Source organism: Amycolatopsis sp. NPDC004772 (assembly GCF_053601215.1).
In genome coordinates this window covers 46281-64369 of the sequence record NZ_JBSGBK010000040.1, presented here as the reverse complement: position 1 = coordinate 64369, position 18089 = coordinate 46281, and the positions used below count along the sequence as shown (strand labels likewise).

Sequence of the window (18089 nt, the reverse complement as noted above, 5' to 3'; positions counted from 1 at the left end):
CACGACGCGCTCAGCGGGTGCAGACGAAACTCGCGGCGCTGTCGGGAGCACCCGAGCGGTACCGGGGCCAGCCCGGGTAGGCGCACAGCGGCCGCGTGCGCTGGTGGGCCAGGTCGGTGACGACCTGGTCCACCGGCGCGCGGCCGGTGCCCACCCACTGCTCGAGTGCCGTGAGCGAATCCCAGCCGGCCGCGAACGCCGGGGTCCCGAAGTTGGCGTGGTTGGCGCCGGGCACGACGTAGTACCGCAGGAACGCGTCGGTCACCCGCAGGCCCGCCACGGCACGGACCCGCGAGTAGTAGTCGCTCGTCGAGTACGGCGAGACCAGCTCGTCCGCGGCGCCGTGCAGCAGGATCAGCTTGCCGCCCGCGCGGGCGAACGGGCGCAGGTCCGCGTTGTTGCGGTCCTCGATCTTCGACAGGGCGCTGATCCGGGCGAGCCACTTGCCGGGGTGCCGGGGATCGATGTCCAGGGCGTTCTGCCCCGGGTCGCGGGTGAGGAAGTACTTGACCCACTGGTCCCAGTACTGCATGCCGTAGCCGCTGGTCACCGGCATCGGGTCGGCCGGCGCGGTGGTGCCGAAGCCGAGGAACGGCGTCCGCATGTCCGCGCCGGCAAGGAACGGGAAGCCGGGGTACTGCGTTTCGCCGCTGGCGATCCGGTACGGCCACCGGAACGGCGACGACATGGCCGTCACCGCCCCGATCTGGGCGTCCGACAGGCACGCCGGGCCGGTGTCGGCCCCGCCCGGGCAGCGCAGCACGCGCGGATCGAAGCGGCAGCCCGGGTCCGAGACCACGCCGTCGGCGACACCGTCCCGGCTGTCACAGGCCTCGATGACGCTGTCGTAGAGAAGCTTCTGCTTCACCGGATCGGGGAAAGCGCCGGGCCGTGACAGGACCTGCGTGAGGTAACCCAGGTCCAGGATCTCGGCCAGGTTGTTCCAGGCCGGGTAGGCGGAAATGACGCCGTCGAACGCGGCCGGCCACCGCTGGGCGACGACCAGCGCCTCCCGGCCGCCGGTCGACCCGCCGGCGAAGAAGACTTCGGCAGGTGCCGCCGCGTAGGCGCGGTTGATGAGGAACAGGCTCGCGTCCCGCGTCTTCTTCAACGCGTCGCCGGCGGCGAAGTTGGTCAAGGCCTCGTCGTTCACGCCGAACGACCCGTCCAGGGACGGCGGGCGCGCCGGGTCCTGCTGGTGGCCGGAATCGCTCGCGAAGGTCGCATAGCCCCGGGCCAGCGGCGTCGGCCGGTCGGCGGGGCCGAACGGCACGTTGGCCGCCACGTCGGGGATGGTGCCGTTGTAGCCGCCACCGCCGAACATCAGCGCCTTGTGGTTCCACGCACCGGGCAGGGCGACCCGCAGCTTGATGGCCGGCGCGGCCGGATCGACCGGGTACAGGTCGGCGTCGACCCGGCAGGCGGCACCCGCCACGGCGGCGGCCGTGACCAGCCCGCCGCTCGTGGGCAGGCCGATGACCGACGCCGGGATCCGCAGCCCGGCGAGCCCGGCGCACTCCGGCGCGGCCGGAGACGCCAGCGCGGGGCCGGGGACGCTCGCCGTCAGCGCCACGACGGCCGCCACCACCGTCTTCCTCATCGCGCGGCCGCCTGGTGCAGGTGCGCGCCCGGGACGGCGTCCGGATCGGCCCGGACCTCGGGCGGGTTCGTCTCGGGCAGGAACCACGCACTGACGAAGGTGATCAGCCCCATCAGCGTGATGTAGACGGCGACCGGCCAGGTGCTCCCGGCCTCCGCGATCAGCGCCGTCATCAGGAACGGCGTTCCCCCGCTGACGACGATCGCGGACAGCTGGTAGGCCAGTGACGCGCCCGAGTAGCGGACGTTCGGCGCGAAGAGCTCGCCGAGGAAGCTCGCGATCGGGCCGTAGGTGAGGCACTGGAACACGAAGCCCACCGCGACCGCGACGAAGATCAGCGGCAGCGACGCGGTGCCGACGAGCCCGAAGTACGGGAACGCCCAGACGGCCACGCCCAGCCCGCCGATCAGGATCAGCGGGCGGCGGCCCACCTTGTCCGAGAGGTGCCCGGACCACGGGATCGTCGCGAGCATCGCCGCGGAACTGAGCAGCACCACCGCGAGCAGCGAGTCGCGCTGGAGCTTGAGCGTGCCGGTGCCGTAGCTCAGCAGCCCGGAAATGCTGACGTAGAACAGGCTGTTGGTGGCCGACAGCAGCCCGCAGCCGAGCAGGATGGTGCCCCACTTGCTGCGCAGGACCTGGGCGAGCGGCGCCCGGACGACCGGGCCTTCCTGGTCCGCCACGGCTTCCTGCAGCTGCCGGAACTCCGGGGTGTCCTCCACCTTGGCTTGGATGTAGAGGACCACGCCGAACATCACGACGCTGAGCAGGAACGGGATCCGCCAGCCCCAGCTGAGGAAAGCCGCGTCCGGCATCAGGCCGCTGGCCGCGACGAAGATCAGGTTGGACAGGATGACGGCCACCGGCACGCTGGTCTGCCCGAACGTCCCGGCGAAGCCGCGCCGCTTGGGACTGGCCGATTCGGTGAGCAGCAGGACGATGCCGCCCCACTGCCCGCCGGCCGCGAGGCCCTGGACGAACCGCAGGATGACCAGCAGGGTCGGGGCGAGCGCGCCGACGCTGGCCGCGCTGGGCAGGCAGCCGATCAGGAAGGTCGCGGCCCCCATCAGCGCGAGGCAGGCGACGACCACCGGCTTGCGCCCGTACTTGTCGCCGAGGTGCCCGGCGAGCACGCCGCCGACCGGCCGGGCCACGAACCCGGCCCAGAACGTGCTGAAGGCCAGCAGGGTCCCGGTCAGCGCCGAGGAGTGCGGGAAGAACACCTTCGGGAACACCAGCGCGGCGGCGGTGCCGTAGAGGAAGAAGTCGTACCACTCGATCGAGCTGCCGATGAGCCCGGCGGCGAGCAGTTTGCGGAAGCCCCGGCGCGGGGCGGCGGGCACCCCGGTGCCGGACTGCCCTTCGGGCTGGGTGAGCGGAATGGCCATGGGTGCCGCCTTCGTCGAGGAGGTCAGGCAGGTGCTGGCGGTGATGGTAGGGCGCGGTTACGCTGCCGGCTGAGGTGTGGACCACCCACTCCTCCCGCCGCAGCGGTGGGTCTTTCGCCCACCCCGATGCCGAGGAGGGCGACCCCGTGACCAGTGCGGCGGAACCGCGCCGGCAGCGCGAACTGGCGTCGTTGTACGCCACCGTCAAGTCGCTCACCGCGCTGGGCGAGCTCGACGAGGTGCTGCAGTCGATCGTGCACCACGCCCACGACCTGATCGGCACCGACTTCACCTACCTGTCGCTGGTCGGCGCGGACGGCCGGCTGTCGGCCCGCGCGTCGGAAGGCACGATCTCCGCGGAGTTCCTCGCGGCGACCATCCCGGCCACGGTCGGGCTCGGCGGCAAGGTGCTGGCCTCCAAGAGCCCGCACTGGGTGCGCGACTACGCCACCTCGACGCGCATCCAGCACGACGCGAACTTCGATCGCCTGGTCGTCACCGAGGACCTGGTCGCGCTGCTCGGCGTGCCGCTGGTGATCCGCGGTGAAGCCGTCGGCGCGCTGTTCGCCGCGGACCGCTCCGAACGGTCGTTCCAAGCCGAGGAAATCGCGCTGCTGAACGCGTTCGCCGACCACGCCGCGGTCGCCCTCGACAACGCCCGGCTCTACGAGGAGAGCCGGACCGCGTTGCGGGAACTGCGGGTCGCCTACGGGAAGATCGAACGGGCGCAGGCGATCCACGAAGCCCTGACCGGCGTCGTGCTGGACGGCGGGACCCCGGCCGACGTCGCCCAGCACCTCGCCGACCAGCTCGGCGGCAGTGTCACGCTGCTCGGCCGGACCAGCAGTCCACTGAGGACGGACCTGGCCGGGGCGGTCGAGGACGCCCGCCGCACCGGCCGCTGCACGACGTCGCCCGGCGCCGACGGGACCGACCGCAGCGTGGCGGCCGTGCAGGCGGGCGACAGCTACCTCGGCGCGCTCGTGTGGAGCCGGCCGTCGGGCACCGGCGACGACACGGACCTGCGGACGCTCGAACGCGCCACGCACATCCTGGGGCTGCTCATCCTCAAGGAGCAGGCCGTCGCCGAGGCCGGCGAGCGGCTGAGCGGGGAGCTGCTGACCGAGCTCATGGTCGGCAGCCCCGGCATCGGCCCGGCCCAGCGCGCCCGCGCCCGGGCCCGCGCCATCGACGTCGACCGCCTGGACCTGGTCCTGGTCGCGGACTCCCCCGCGGTGCCGCCGGGCGACCTCGCGCGGCACCTGCACGACATCGCCCGGGACCGCGCCGGGCTGGCCGGCGAGCACTTCGGCCGGGCCACGATGATCCTGCCCGGTGCCGACGCCGAGGCCACCGTCGCGGACGTCCACACGAGACTGCGGCGGACGCTGGGCGGTCCGGTCGTCGTCGTCGGGGAACGCGCGAGCGGCCACGACTGGGCCCGGGCGCAGTCGCTGGCCGGCCGCTGCGGCGCCGTCATGCGCGCGCTCGGGCACACCGACGGCGGCGCCACCACGAGCCAGTACGCCTTGTACGCCATGGTGTTCGACCCCGAGCGGGCCGGCGAGCTCGACCGGTTCCTGGCCGGCTCGATCGGCGCGCTCCTGGAGTACGACCGGCGGCGGGGCACCGATCTGGTCGGCACGCTCAGCGCGTACTACGTCCACCGCGCCAACGTCGCGGCGACCGCCCGCGCGCTGCACCTGCACGCCAACACCCTGCTCAAGCGCCTGGACCGGGCCGCCGCGGTGCTCGGCTCCGACTGGCGCCACGAAAACGACCTGGAACTGCAGCTCGGCCTGCGGCTGCACCAGCTCCGGGCGGTCACGTCCTGAGCGGTCAGCCGACCCGCACCGAATCGCGCAGGGCGGTCTTCGAGATCTTGCCGGTGCCGGTCTTGGGCAACGCGGGCACGAACACGACTTCGTCGGGCAGCCACCACTTCGCGACCATCGGCGTGATGTGCTCGAGGAGCTCGTCGGCCGTGGTTTCGCCGCCCTCGCGCAGCACCACGTACGCCACCGGGCGTTCCATCCACCGCGGGTCCGGGCGGGCGATCACCGCCGCTTCGACGACGTCCGGGTGCGAAGTGATCGCGCTTTCGAGTTCGACCGAGGAGATCCACTCGCCACCGGACTTGATCAGGTCCTTCATCCGGTCCACCAGCCGCAGGTAGCCCTCGGCGTCGATGGTGGCCAGGTCGCCGGTGCGCAGCCAGCCGTCCGCGGTGAAGCTGCCGTCGGCGCCCACCCGGTAGTAGCCGCCCGCCACCCACGGGCCCGCGACCTGCAGCTCGCCGACGGCGTCGCCGTCCCGCGGCAGCTCCCGCCCGGTTTCGACGTCGACGATCCGGACGTTGACCAGCGGCAACGGCTGCCCCTGAGCGGCCCGCACCGCGACCTGGTCCGCCGCGGGCGCGTCCCGGTGCTGGGTGCGGGTGCCGCCGATGGCCCCGACCGGGCTGATCTCGGTCATCCCCCAGGAGTGCGTGATGGGCACCCCGATCGCGGCGCGGTAGGTCTCCGACAGCGCCGGCGGGACGGCCGACCCGCCGCCGAGCAGGAACCGCGTGGCGCTCAGGTCGTGGTCACGCAGCCCGGGCGCAATGCTCGTCCAGACCGTCGGGACGGCCCCGGCGACGGTGACGCGCTCGGCGGCCATCAGCCGCAGCAGGTGGCCGGGGTCCGCCGACGGGCCGGGCAGGACCAGCGCGGCTCCCGTCAGCATCGCGCCGTAGGGCAGGCCCCAGGCGTTGGCGTGGAACATGGGCACGATCGGCAGCACGACGTCGCTTTCGCCGAGGCCGATCAGGCCCGCGGCGAGCGTCCCCAGGCCGTGCAGGACCGTCGAGCGGTGGCTGTAGAGCACGCCCTTGGGCGGCCCGGTCGTCCCGGAGGTGTAGCAGAGCCCGGACGCGAGGTGCTCGTCGGCGAGGGTGAAGGAGTCCTCGAACGAGCCGGTGACCGGCGCGGCCGCGGCGACCAGGTCGTCGTAGTGCCGGATGCGGGGATCGTCCGGGACCGGCTCGCCGCTGTCGTCCGGCAGCACGATCCAGTGGCGGACCCGCGGCAGGCGGCCGGCGCTCGGCCAGATCCGCGGCAGCAGCGCGCGGTCGACGAACAGGACGTCGTCCTCGGCGTGCTCGACGATGTACTCGAGGTGCTCCGCCGGCAGCCGGATGTTGATCGGGTGCAGCACCCGCTTGGTCACCGGCACGGCCAGGTAGAGCTCGAGGTGCCGGCGGTGGTTGCTCGCGAAGGTCGCGACCCGCGCGCCGGGCGGGACGCCGAGTGCGTCCAGCGCGGCGGCGAGGCGCCGGGTCCCGGCGGCGACCTCGGCGTAGGTGAGCCGCTCGCCCCCGGCCGTGACGACTTCCTTGTGCGCGAAGAGCCGCTCGGCACGCTCCAGGATGTGGGCGATGGTGAGCGGCCGTGGCTGCATCAGCCCGTCCATGGCGCCTCTTCCGGTCCGGTGGCCTGGTCGCGAGTGACTTTAAGAGCGTTCCCGGCCGCGGCAGAGGTGCGAACCGCCCACTCGTCGGGGGTCCCCGGTGGTGATCACCTCCACGCCGGCGGGCCGTTGCCCACCCCGGGCAGCGATGGCGGGATTTTCGGGCAGGCGGGTTCCGGGACCGCCGCCGCAGGAGACGGCGCTGCTAATTTTGCCTGAAGGCCCGACGAAAAGAAGGTCAACAAGTGGCAAACCCGCTGGTGGCTGAGACCAAGGACTCGACGAAGGCGTACTCCGGCATCTCGCTGCTGGAAACGGCGAACGACCTGAAGTCGGCCATCGAGAGCGGGGACTGGGCCTCGGTCGCGCTCGGGGCCGTCGGGACGGCGCTGGACGCGCTCTCGATGGCAATGGACCCGTTCGGGGCGATCCTCGCCGCCGGGGTCGGCTGGCTGATCGAACACGTCGGACCGCTCAAGGAAGCCCTCAACGGCCTCACCGGCAACGCCGACGAAATCGCCGCGCAGTCGGAGACCTGGAAGAACATCGCGGCCGAACTGGGCAGCATCGGCACCGACCTGACCGGCATGGTCACCACCGACATCTCCTCCTGGACCGGCACCGCCGCCGACACCTACCGCCAACGCGCCCAAGACACCGTCACGCTGCTGGAGACCGCGCAGAAAGGCTGCGAAGGCGCCTCCAGCGGCGTCAAAACCGCCGGCGAGGTCGTCGCCGCCGTCCGCGCACTCGTGCGCGACATCATCGCCGAACTGGTCGGGCACCTCATCAGCTGGGCACTACAGGTCGTGTTCACCCTCGGCATCGGCATGACCTGGGTCGTACCCCAGGTCATCAACGCCGTCGCCAAGACCGCCTCCAAGATCGCCGACCTGGTCAAACGACTGGTAACGGCGTTGAAGGCCCTGGTACCACTGCTCAAACGCGCCGGGGACCTGTTCTCAGACGCGGCCAAGGCCTTACGGAAGATCAAGCCGGGCAAAACCGCGCCGCCGCCCAAACACGCCGACATCAAGAGCGGGCCGAAGGACATCGGTGGTCCCAAGGGCAAGGGCGACGGCGACGGCACCTCGCCCTCGGGCGCGAAGGGCGACGGCACGTCGACCTCGGGCGCCAAAGGCGACCCGCCACCCAAGACCGATGCCCCACCCAAGACGGACCCGCCCCCGAAGAGCGACCCGCCGGCCGACACCCCGCCGCCGCCGAAGGACGGCCCGCCCGGGGGCACCCCGAAGGGCGGGGCCGATGGCGGCGGCAAGCCGAAGGGCGACCCCAAGGGCGACGGCCCGCGCGACCGCGCGGTGCCCGACGACAAGAAAGTCTGCGTCTCCGACCCGGTGGACGTCGCCACCGGCGAGGTCGTGCTGAAGCAGGTCGACCTGACCCTGCCGGGTGAGGCGGGCGACCTGGAGCTGTCCCGCACGCACCTGTCGGCCTACCGCGGCGGCCGGTGGTTCGGCCGCTCCTGGGCGTCCACTTTGGACCAGCGGCTGGAGGCCGATCGCGACCACCTGCGGTTCTTCGCCGAGGACGGCATGGTCCTGGTGTACCCGCGGCCGGACGGCGACCGGACCGTGCTGCCGATCGAAGGCCCGCGCCACCCGCTGCGCCGGACCGGCGGGGGCTACCGGCTGTCGGCCGGCCCGCGCGACCTGGTGTTCGCGGACGGCGGCGGCCGCGTGCTGCCCCTGACCGGCATCGAGCAGGGCGGCTCCCGCACCACGATCGAACACGACGAGAGCGGCGCCCCGAGCCTGTTGCGCCGCGACGACGGCACCGAGATCGGGATCGACGCCGGCGCGGGCCGGATCATCGCGCTCGGCGTGCCCGGCGGCGCGCCGGTCGTGCGGTACGGCTACAACCGGCTCGGCCAGCTGACCCAGATCGCCGGCTTCACCGGCCGCCCGGTGAACCTCGACTACGACGTCGACGACCGGATCGTCGGCTGGCAGGACCGCACCGGCACCTGGTACCGCTACGTCTACGACGCCGAAGGCCGCTGCGTCCGCAGCGTCGGCGCCGAGCGCTACCTCAACGGCGCGTTCGCCTACGACACCGGGACCCGGACCACCCGGCACACCGACGCGCTCGGCCACACCTGGGTCTACCGGATGAACGAGGCCGGCCAGCTCGTCGAGCGCACCGACCCGCTCGGGCACACGCGCCGGTACTCGTGGACCCGCTACGACGACCTGCTCTCGCAGACCGACGAACTGGGCCGGATCACCTTCTACGGCTACGAAAACGGCGTCCTGACGACGGTGACGCGGCCGGACGGGTCCGAGGTGCGGCTGACCCAGGCCGGGGCCGGCGAGGTGGAACTGCGGGCCGGTGACGCGCGGGCGGTGGCCCCGGCGGCCGATCCGTACGCCGCGCTCCCGGGCGTCTCGACCCGGTTGCGCGTCGACGGCACGGACGCTTTCGGCGACGAACCGGTGCTCACCGCGGCGGTGCGGCCCGGCGACCGCGACCCGTTCGGGCGGCCGCGGCTGGTGCACACCGCGTCCGGCGGCGCGGCCCGGCTGGGCTGGACGGCGGAAGGGCAGCGCGCCTGGCGGATCGGCCCCGGTGGCGAGCGCGAAAGCTGGCGCCATGACGGCGAAGGCCGTGTGGTCGAGCACCGCGACGCGGCCGGGCGGACGACCCGGCGCACGTACGGCCCGTTCGGCCTGCCGATCGAGGAGTTCGACGCGGCCGGCGCGCGCACGGCGTACGGCTACGACGCCGAGCTGCGGCTGATCGCCGTGACCAACCCGCGCGGCCAGACCTGGCGCTACACCTACGACCCGGCCGGCCGGCTGGTGGAGGAGACCGACTTCGACGGGCGCCGGCTGACCTACGCCTACGACGAGGCCGGGCAGCTGCGGCGGATGACGAACGGCGCCGGCGAAGTCACCGAGTACGCCTACGACGTGCTCGGCAACGTCGTCGAACGGCGGACGGCGACCGGGGTCACCGGGTACGCCTACGACGCGCTCGGGCAGCTCGAGTACGCGATCAACAACGAATCGGTCCTGCAGATCGTGCGCGACGAACGCGGGCGGGTGCGCGAGGAGACCGTCAACGGCGTCGGCGTGCGCTGGACCTACGACGCCGCGGGCGTCCACCGCACCACTTTGTCCGGTGTGGACAGTGAGTGGCGGTACGACGGCGACCGCCCGGTGTCGCTGCGCGTCGGGGGCCACGAAATCGCCTTCGAGTACGACGAAGCCGGCCGCGAGACCGCCCGTTCGGTCGACGGCACCGTCGTCCTGCGCCAGGTCTTCGACGCTTCGGACCGGCTTGGGGAGCAGACGATCGCCGGTGTGGGCCGGCGCACGTACACGTACACGCCGGACGGCCGGCTCGCCGCGATCGACGACACGCGGCCGGTCCGGTTCGGGTTCGACGCCGCCGGCCGCGTCGCCGAGGTGCACGCACCCGAAGGCGTCGAACGCTTCGCCTACGACCCGGCGGGCCGGCTGGTGCCGCCGTCCGGCACGCGGTACGGCCACGACCCGCAGGGCCGGGTGACCGGGACCGCGGGGTGGCGCTTCGTCTGGGACGAGCTGGACCGGCTGGTCGCCGCGATCGGCCCGGACGAGTCGTTCTGGACCTACCGCTACGACCCGCTCGGCCGCCGGTTCGCCAAGCGGCGTTGGATCCTCGACGACGACGGCGCGCCGCGGCAGACGGCGGAGACGTGGTTCGTCTGGAGCGGCGGTGAGCTCGTCGAGGAGATCGAGGTGTCCGACGACGGCTCGTCGCGCGTGCTCACCTGGGAGCGTCATCCCGACGACGGCCGGCCGGTGGTGCAGGTCGAGCAGCGCGGTGCGGAGGTGCGGTTCCACACGGTGGTGACGTCCCCGGCCGGCACGCCGACCGAGCTCCTCGCCCCGGACGGCGGCGTCGAGTGGCAGGCGCGGAGGAGCTTCTGGGGCGAGCTGCTGCCGTCGACGTCCGGCAGCGCGCCAATGCCGCTGGCCTTCCCGGGCCAGTACCGCGACGCCGAGACCGGGCTGCACTACAACGTCTACCGCTACTACGACCCGCGGACCGGGCGCTACCTGAGCCAGGACCCGCTCGGCCTGGCCGCGGCGCCCGACCCGGTGGGCTACGTCGAGCAGCCGCACCTGCAGGGCGACCCGCTCGGCCTGGTGCAGAGCCCGTGCGGCAAGACGGGCGGCCCGAAGTCCCCGGACAACCCGGCGGGCGGCGGCGACGCGGGCAAGCTCCCGCCGGGCGCGAAGAAGCCGGACGGCCTCGGCGAGTTCCGCGACCCGGACGGCAAGATCCGCCCGCACAACATGACCGACGAGCAGTACGCCAAGTTCTCGAAGAAGTGGGACGAGATGATGGCGCCGGGCAAGGACAAGTCCTGGTTCTGGTCGGGCGGCCACATCACCGACGCGAAGGTCGACCCGGTCACCGGCACCAAGATCTCGGACTCGAAGTACCACGGCTCGATCGAGGACCCGGCGATCAACCTGGCCAAGAAGAACGGCGGCAACACCCTCGAAGGCATCCTGAAGGACAACGGCGTCGAAATGCCCAAGTTCTCCGACAACCACCCGAACGGCGAGAAGGTCTGGAAGGACGCCTCGAAGGCTTTGGCCCACAACGCCCAGGGCGACGTCCACATCGCCCTGCCCAACACCCCGGGCAAGTCGAGCGGCTGGGCCGACCAGGGCGACGAGCTCGCCTCCCGCCGCCCGAACAACGTGTTCGACATGGACGAGTTCCCGATCCTCCGCCACAACCCGAAGGTGGACAAGGTCTGGGCCCACGACGTGAACCACCCGGACGCACCCCCGGTGGCGATCTGGGACCGCACCAAGCGCTGAGCCGCCATCACGGACCGGCCGCAACCCCGGCGGCCGACATGACTTCGGCGATCTGCCGGGTGATCGGATCGGCAGCACGCCGGCCCGGTCAGGCCTCGGGCCCCGAGGAACGGCTCGAGGTCGTTCAGCCACAGCACGCTCCGGGGCGTGTCGGCGGCGGTCGCGATCACGTCGGTCAGCGCGCGACGACACACCCGATGACCACCCCGAGGAGCGCGGCTCCGCCCGGCAATCCCCACCCACGCGCGGCGCGGAACCGCACCAAGCGCTGACACCTAGTGAGCCGGCGGGGAACTCACCCTGAGCACGTTGCCGTCCGGATCGAGCAGCCGCATCTCGTACATCCCCCACGGCCGCACGAACGGCGGCTCCACGATCGAAACACCCCGCCCGCTCCACTCGAGGAACAGCCGGTCGACCCGGACGGCGGCCGGGACGTCCAGGTGCAGCCGGGTCGGGTGCGAACCGGCCACCTGGGTCAGCATGATCTGCACCTGATCGCGGGCCACCAGCGCGGTGCCCGGCTCGGTCGGCTCCTCCGAGGCGAGGAACCGCCCCCGCCGGTCGGACCAGCGCCAGCCCACCCGGAAGCCGAGCAGGTCCGCGTAGAACGCGACGCTCTCCGCGAGATCGCGCACCAGCAGGTTGGGCCGGCAGGCGAAGAGCCCCACGGAATCGCCGCGGTCCTCGGGCAGCAGCCCGAAGAGCAGGTCGTCGGTCCACTCGCCCTTGAGCCAGGTGTGCCGGCGGCGGTGGCCCTCCGGGCGGAACCCGAGCCGGTCCAGCAGCCGCGCCGAGGCCGTGTTCCGCGCGTCGCACTCCGACGAGACCCGGCGGATCCCCATGCCGAACAGGCGGTCCAGCACCGCCCGCGCGGCCTCGGTCGCGTAGCCCCGCCGCTGGTGCTCCCGCGCGATGGTGAACCCGAGCTCGGCCTGCATCCGGTTGGGGTCGACGCACACCCCGACGTCCCCGGCCAGGCCGCCGCCGTCGCGCAACTCCACGGCGTACTGGAACCAGCCGGGCGTCCCTTCCTCGGCGGCTGCGAACTCCGCCACGAGGCGCCCGGCGTCGGCCGGCGACACGGGCACGTCCCACGACTGGTAGCGCGCCACTTCGGGATCCGAGCGGTAGGCGCCGAACGCCGGCACGTCACCGTCCTCGAACCGGCGCACGATCAGGCGTTCGGTCACCACCGGCAGCTCGTCCACCCGGCCGGCCTACGACGGCCGGGCCGGCCTCAGCTCGACGTCCACCGCTGGTTCGAGCCGCCGTTACAGCTCCAGATGATCACCTTGGTGCCGTTGGCGGTCGCTGCGCCGTTGACGTCCAGGCACAGTCCCGACTGGCCGTTGGTGACGGTTCCGCTCCCGGTGAAGGTCCACTTCTGGCCCGCCCCGCCGGTGCAGTTCGCGATGACGGTCGCCGTGCCCGCCGCGGTCCCGCCGCCCACGGTGTCCAGGCAGCGCTTCGTGCCGCCGGAGTAGACGCTCAGCTCCCCCGCGCTGCCGCGGGTCCACTGCTGGTTCGCCCCGCTGTTGCAGTCCCAGATCTGGACCTGGGTGCCCGCGGTGGTCGACGAGGCGGGCACGTCGAGGCAGCGGTTCGCGGCCACCGCGCGCACCGGGCCGGTGCCGCCGGGGCTGGGGTCGCTGCCGCCGAGCGCGTCGAGGACGGCGGTGTAGGCCTGCTTCTTCCCGTAGTTGCCGTCGAACAGCAGCGGGGTGTCGCCCGATCGCCACGAATACTTGTCCGTCACGCCCCAGACGGTGATGCCGGTGCAGCGGGACACCGCCCGGCACGCCTGGGTGACCTGCCGGTACACGTTCGCCTGCCCCGAACCCGAGCCGCCGACGTCCAGCTCGGTGATCTGCACGTCGACGCCGAGGTCGGCGAAGCGCTGCAGGTTCGCCTGGTAGCTGCCGAGGTTCGAGTTCGAGCTCAGGTGGCTCTGGAAGCCGACGCAGTCGATCGGCACGCCGCGGCTCTTGAAGTCCCGGACCATGTTGTAGATGCCGGTGCTCTTCGCGTTGATGCCGTCGGTGTTGTAGTCGTTGTAGCAGAGCTTCGCGCTGGGGTCGGCCGTGCGGGCCGCGCGGAACGCGTCCTCGATGTAGCCGTCACCGAGCTTCTGCTGGAAGGTCGCCTGCCGGCGGGTGCCGTTCTCCTCGAACGCTTCGTTGACCACGTCCCAGGCGATGACCTGGCCCTTCCAGTGGCCGGCGACGTTGCTGATGTGGTTGAGCATGGCCGAGCGCAGGTTGTTCGCGTCCAGCCCGCCGACCCAGGGCGCCAGCTGCTGGTACCACACCAGCGTGTGCCCGCGGATCTTCATGCCCTGGCTCTTCGCCTGGCTCACGATCCGGTCGGCGGGCGCGAAGTTGAATTGGTTGCGGTTCGGCTCGACCGTGTCCCACTTCATCTCGTTCTCCGGCGTGACGCCGTTGAACTCCGCCGTCCACGTGTTCACGTAGGCCGCTTCGCCCAGGTGACTCGTCGAGATCGCGGCGCCGAAGTACCGGCCGGTCTGCGCCGCCGCGGCGCCGAGCGTGCTCGCCGCCCCGGCGACGCCGGGTGAGAGCACCAGCGCGGTCGCCGACAGGCCGGCCGCCGCGAACAGGGCGGCGGCGGTCCGGAGAGTGATCATCGGAAGTCCTCGATTCGTCTTGGGACGGCGTCAGCCGAACGTCCACTGCTGGTTGCTGCCGCCGTTGCACGTCCACAGCTCGACCGGCGCGCCCTCGGCCGTCGAAGCGCCGGTGACGTCCAGGCACAGCCCCGATTGCGCTCCGGTGACCGTGCCGTTCGAGTTGACGTTCCACTGCTGGTTGCCCTGCCCGTTGCACGGCCAGGTGACCACCTTCGTGCCCGCGCTGGTGCCCTGGCCGGACGCGTCCAGGCACAGTGTCGCCCCGCCGATCGCGGCCGTCAGGCGGCCGTCCGCAGTGCGCGTCCAGGCCTGGTTCGCCTGGCCGGTGCAGCCGGCGATCTGCAGCTGCGTGCCCTGGGCGGCGCCGGACAGGCACTTGCCCGCGCCGACCGCGTGCACCGGCCCGGTTCCGGTGTTGCTGCCGCCGGTGCCGTACCCGGCCGCGACGATGTTGGCCTGCACCGCGTTCTCGGTGGCGTCCGAGGGATAGCCGGACGTCATGACACCCTCGTAGAACGTGCCCGCGGAACCGATGCTGTTGTCCCCGCCGGTGCCGAGGATGATGGCGCCTTCCTTGCGCATCGGGTTGTAGCCCGAGACGTTCGGGCGCACGCCGTCGTAGAACGTCGAGACACCGCCGGACTGGGCGTTGCCGCCGCGGATGGCCCACCGGTTCGGGCCGCCCTTGATGATCGCCGTCAGGTACCGGTGGCTGATGCTCGGGTCGTTGGCGTTGTAGCGCTGGTTGACGCCGGAGAACAGCCCGTTCTCCAGGTCCGCCATGATCCACGGCCCGTTCCCGGCGCCGTAGCCCCAGACCTTGATGTTGCCGAAGTAGATGGCCTCCATCGTGCCGTTGCCGTTGTCCCGGCTGTTGCGCTCGGCGTTGCCGTAGTCGAAGCAGCAACCGCCGTTGTAGTGCGTGCCGTCGAAGATCGCGTACATGCCCTCGGGCTGGTCACCGGTCGCCGTGCCGGTGGCGTTGTTGTTGCGGTAGCCCGTTCCCGGTGCCACGAACACGCCGTACGCCTTCTGCCCGCCGACGGTGGTCGGCGCGGCGGTCGCGCTGGCCAGGTTGTCGTAGCCGCCGGGTGCCGGGCCGGGGAAGCCGCCCGGCGGGGCCTGGGTCAGGTGGTTGTTCCGGCCGGACTGGTCGTAGATGACCGTGATCAGGCAGGACGTCCCGGCGCAGAACGAATCCTGGGCCGCGGCGTTCGCGACGCCGCCGGCGCTCAGGACGCCGATGTCCCGCGTCGTGCTGTCCGACGCCCGCCGCACCTGGTACAGCGAGCCGCTGTACGCGCCGTAGAGCGCCCGGGTGGTCGAATGTGCGGCCACACAAGGCGTTCCGCCGGCCGCGTAGATGTCACACGGCCCCTGGGCGGCCGCCTCCGACGTCGTCGCCGTGCCGGCCAGCGCGCCCGCGGCGATCACCACGGCCGGCCACATCCTCGTCCAACGCTTCTTCATCGCGAACTCCTCCGTCCGGACGGCCTAGCCCCGGGTCCACTTCTGGGCGTTGCCGCCCGTGCAGGTCTGCAGCGTCACCGGCGTGCTGTTCCCCGTGCCGTTGCCGTTCGGCGTCAGGCACAGTCCCGATTGGACACCGGTGATCGTGCCGTCGGCGGCCGCCGTCCACTGCTGGTTGGCGCCGGTCGAGCAGTCCCAGATGATCGCCCGGGTGCCCGCGGTGGTGCCCGCGCCTTCGGCGTCCAGGCACTTGTTGCCGTACACCAGGAGCTGCTTGCCCGACGTCAGCGTCCACTGCTGGTTGCTGCCGCCGTTGCAGTCCCACAGCGTCACCTGGGTGCCGTTGGTCTGGGAGACGTTCGGCACGTCGAGGCAGCGCCCGGCGGCGGTGTTGCGCAGCACCGACGTCGACCCGCCGCCCGAACCGGCCACGGCGAAGTTGTCGAACTGCGCGGTTTCGCCGACGCTCGTGCCGATCCCGACCTGGCCGGCCGGGAAGGTGCCGTCGGTGACCGTGCCGACCACCGTGCCGTCGACGGACGCGGTGATGGTGCTGCCGGCGAAGCCCAGGGACAGCTTGTGCCAGCTGCCGGTGCCGAGCGCGGCCGTCGTGCCGGTGCGCAGCGTCGTGTTCTGCTGGCTGGTGTTGTTGCGCCGGATCGACCAGGCGCCGTTGTCGCCGACCCGGAAGTAGTACGCGTTCAGCGCGCCCTGGTTGCCGGTGTCCTGCGAGCCGGCCCGGCCGAGCAGCTCGACGTAGCCGGACTTCTCCAGCAGCACGTCCGTGCTGAGCGTGTAGTTGCTCCAGGCGACGTTGCCCAGCAGCGCGTAGGGGTCGACGAACTTCTTCCACGGGATCGTCTTCTGCGTCGCGGACTGGCGGACGCAGGTGCCCGCGCGGCCGGCGCCGCAGGGGGCGGTCTCGAACGCGCCCTCCATGTCCATCAGGTACTTGGCTTCCTTGCCCTTCGCGTACGCCTCGAAGTCGTCGCTGTAGGGCAGGTTCAGCGAGCCCTGCGGCGGGCTGGTCGCGGTGCCCTTGCCCTGCCCGGTGGTGGTCGTGATCGTGTAGAGGTAGCCGGGCTGGACGGTCAGCGAGTAGGCGCCGCCGGACGGCGTGAGGTCGGTGCTGTGGACGAAGTGGTCGGCCGGGTTGTTCGAGTTGAGGTTGGTCGCCCACACGTGCACCTGGCCGGTGGACAGCCCGCCGGTGACGTTCAGGTTCAGCGTCTGGGCCGACGTCGCATCCATCGTCTCGATGACCGTGCTGTAGTCGGTGTTGTTCGGCGACTTCAGCGAGACGTAGCTGCCGTTGGACCGGTTGCCGCCCAGGTAGCCGCTGGACGAGTCGAGGTACTTCCAGCCGGGCGCGGTGAACTGCGTCGTGTGCGCCAGCGCCCACGCGTCCTTGCCGACCGAGTAGTAGCCCGACCACGGCTGGTTGGCGAGGATCAGCCCGACCGTCGGCCACGGGATGTTCGGCGTGGTGGCGGCGATCAGGTCCCAGTTGAGGTACGCGGTCATCTTCCCGTCGAGGTAGACGCGGTTGATCCCGCGGGCCAGCGGCTTGGCGCCGTCGTTGTAGTCCTGGGAGCCGTTTTCGCTGGACCACAACGTCTTCCCGGTGTTGACCACGTTCGCCGGCACGCTGCAGGACGTCTGCGCGCTGAGGTAGCCGCAGGTGTAGTGGGCGCTGAGCACGTCGGTGGCGTTGCGGTAGGCCGTGTTCGACGAGATCGCGCTCGCCGGGCCCCAGTCCCCCGGCCACGAGTCGCCGGAGATGACCTTGACCGCGCTGTACCCGTTGGCGTTGAGGGCGTTGCGCAGGGTCACGGTCCAGTCGGCGCTCCACTGCTTCTCGTTCTGGACGCTGGTGAGGTAGTCGATGGTCAGCCCGTGCTGCTTGGCGCACCCCAGCCACGACAGGTAGTAGTCGGTGAGGTCGTTGGAGAAGAACGTCCCGTTGCCGATCCAGCCCGGCGCGCCCCAGGGCAGGCCCACGAGCTTGATGCCGGGGTTGCGCGCCTTGGCCTGTTCCATGATCCACCACTCGTACCCGCGGTTGCAGTCGAGGTCGCCGCGGAAGTGGGCGTGGCTCGGCTCCGCGCCGCTGGTGGAGTTGGTGTCCCCGCCCATTTCGACCTTGAGGATCTGCAGGGCGGCCCCGTAGCCGGGCTTGAAGAGGTAGTCGAGGATCTGGCCGCGCTGCGGTTCGGGGTAGTCGATCAGCAAGCGGCTGTTGCCCCCGCCGCCGCTGACCGCGCCGACGCCGTCGAACGTGCGTCCGCCGGAGCTGCCGTTGATCGTGATCGAGGTGGCGGCCTGGGCCGGCGCCGCGGCGACGACGCTGCCGGCCACGGCCAGGACGACCGCGGTGACCACCGCAATCGTGCTCCGGAACATGGTAGTCCTCACTTCCGACGCAGGGCGGCACCCGGCGAAAGTTCCGGGCTTGCCGGCGAAACAGTCGAACGATCGGCGAAGGGGGAAAACGCCCTCGTCCGGCCGGGAATCGGCCCAGGAGAACCCATCTTCGTCGATGGTGAACACGCGCTGCGTTAACGCTAACAGTCGCCTTGCCGCCGAACAACTGTCGTTCTTCGCACCGGTGTAATTTTCGCGGCGGCGCGCGGAAACGGCGTGGCCACCCCTTTCCCGCACCGCTTTCCCCGGCTACAGTCTCGGAC

General features: G+C 71.8%; 9 protein-coding genes. 2 read left to right on the top strand and 7 right to left on the bottom strand.

Going from position 1 to position 18089, the window contains the following annotated elements:
- Nucleotides 1-10: 10 nt before the first annotated feature.
- Together ACWEF6_RS23705 and ACWEF6_RS23700 are read right to left on the bottom strand one after the other, a co-directional pair.
- On the bottom strand, nt 11-1600 hold the full coding sequence (locus tag ACWEF6_RS23705) for a tannase/feruloyl esterase family alpha/beta hydrolase (RefSeq protein ID WP_449684948.1): 1590 nt from the start codon (nt 1598-1600) through the stop codon (nt 11-13).
- Nucleotides 1597-2988 (bottom strand): MFS transporter, encoded by a 1392-nt coding sequence (locus ACWEF6_RS23700; protein WP_449684947.1) that lies wholly within the window; start codon nt 2986-2988, stop codon nt 1597-1599. The genes ACWEF6_RS23705 and ACWEF6_RS23700 overlap by 4 nt, the downstream gene beginning before the upstream one ends.
- A 146-nt stretch (nt 2989-3134) precedes the next feature.
- Between ACWEF6_RS23700 and ACWEF6_RS23695 the strand changes: the two genes are divergently transcribed.
- Nucleotides 3135-4823, top strand: coding sequence for a helix-turn-helix domain-containing protein (locus ACWEF6_RS23695; RefSeq protein ID WP_449684946.1), 1689 nt, complete (start codon nt 3135-3137; stop codon nt 4821-4823).
- 4 nt (nt 4824-4827) lie between these two features.
- Here the strand turns inward: ACWEF6_RS23695 and ACWEF6_RS23690 are convergent, their stop codons facing one another.
- Nucleotides 4828-6441, bottom strand: coding sequence for a long-chain fatty acid--CoA ligase (locus ACWEF6_RS23690; RefSeq protein ID WP_449684945.1), 1614 nt, complete (start codon nt 6439-6441; stop codon nt 4828-4830).
- Between the two features lie 242 nt (nt 6442-6683).
- Here ACWEF6_RS23690 and ACWEF6_RS23685 point away from each other — a divergent pair, with 242 nt between their 5' ends.
- A complete protein-coding gene (locus ACWEF6_RS23685) occupies nt 6684-11282 on the top strand; it encodes a DUF6531 domain-containing protein (RefSeq protein WP_449684944.1) in 4599 nt (1532 codons plus the stop codon).
- A gap of 275 nt (nt 11283-11557) precedes the next feature.
- On the opposite strand, the gene ACWEF6_RS23680 is transcribed toward ACWEF6_RS23685, so the two are convergent.
- The 4 genes from ACWEF6_RS23680 to ACWEF6_RS23665 are packed head-to-tail and all read right to left on the bottom strand — an operon-like array spanning nt 11558 to nt 17805.
- Nucleotides 11558-12493 (bottom strand): GNAT family N-acetyltransferase, encoded by a 936-nt coding sequence (locus ACWEF6_RS23680; RefSeq protein WP_449684943.1) that lies wholly within the window; start codon nt 12491-12493, stop codon nt 11558-11560.
- A 29-nt stretch (nt 12494-12522) separates the two neighbouring features.
- The gene (locus ACWEF6_RS23675; RefSeq protein WP_449684942.1) at nt 12523-13929 is read right to left on the bottom strand and encodes an endo-1,4-beta-xylanase; all 1407 of its coding nucleotides are present in this window, start codon (nt 13927-13929) and stop codon (nt 12523-12525) included.
- A 30-nt stretch (nt 13930-13959) separates the two neighbouring features.
- Nucleotides 13960-15402 (bottom strand): arabinofuranosidase catalytic domain-containing protein, encoded by a 1443-nt coding sequence (locus tag ACWEF6_RS23670; protein WP_449684941.1) that lies wholly within the window; start codon nt 15400-15402, stop codon nt 13960-13962.
- Between the two features lie 24 nt (nt 15403-15426).
- Nucleotides 15427-17805: a ricin-type beta-trefoil lectin domain protein gene (locus ACWEF6_RS23665; protein WP_449684940.1), complete on the bottom strand. Its 2379-nt coding sequence runs from the start codon at nt 17803-17805 to the stop codon at nt 15427-15429.
- Nucleotides 17806-18089: the final 284 nt, after the last annotated feature.

Coding starts and splice junctions, on each gene's coding strand:
- ACWEF6_RS23690 (WP_449684945.1), bottom strand. CDS start 6,441: ATGGACGGGCTGATGCAGCCACGGCCGCTCACCATCGCCCACATCCTG.
- ACWEF6_RS23675 (WP_449684942.1), bottom strand. CDS start 13,929: ATGATCACTCTCCGGACCGCCGCCGCCCTGTTCGCGGCGGCCGGCCTG.
- ACWEF6_RS23670 (WP_449684941.1), bottom strand. CDS start 15,402: ATGAAGAAGCGTTGGACGAGGATGTGGCCGGCCGTGGTGATCGCCGCG.
- ACWEF6_RS23700 (WP_449684947.1), bottom strand. CDS start 2,988: ATGGCCATTCCGCTCACCCAGCCCGAAGGGCAGTCCGGCACCGGGGTG.
- ACWEF6_RS23705 (WP_449684948.1), bottom strand. CDS start 1,600: ATGAGGAAGACGGTGGTGGCGGCCGTCGTGGCGCTGACGGCGAGCGTC.
- ACWEF6_RS23665 (WP_449684940.1), bottom strand. CDS start 17,805: ATGTTCCGGAGCACGATTGCGGTGGTCACCGCGGTCGTCCTGGCCGTG.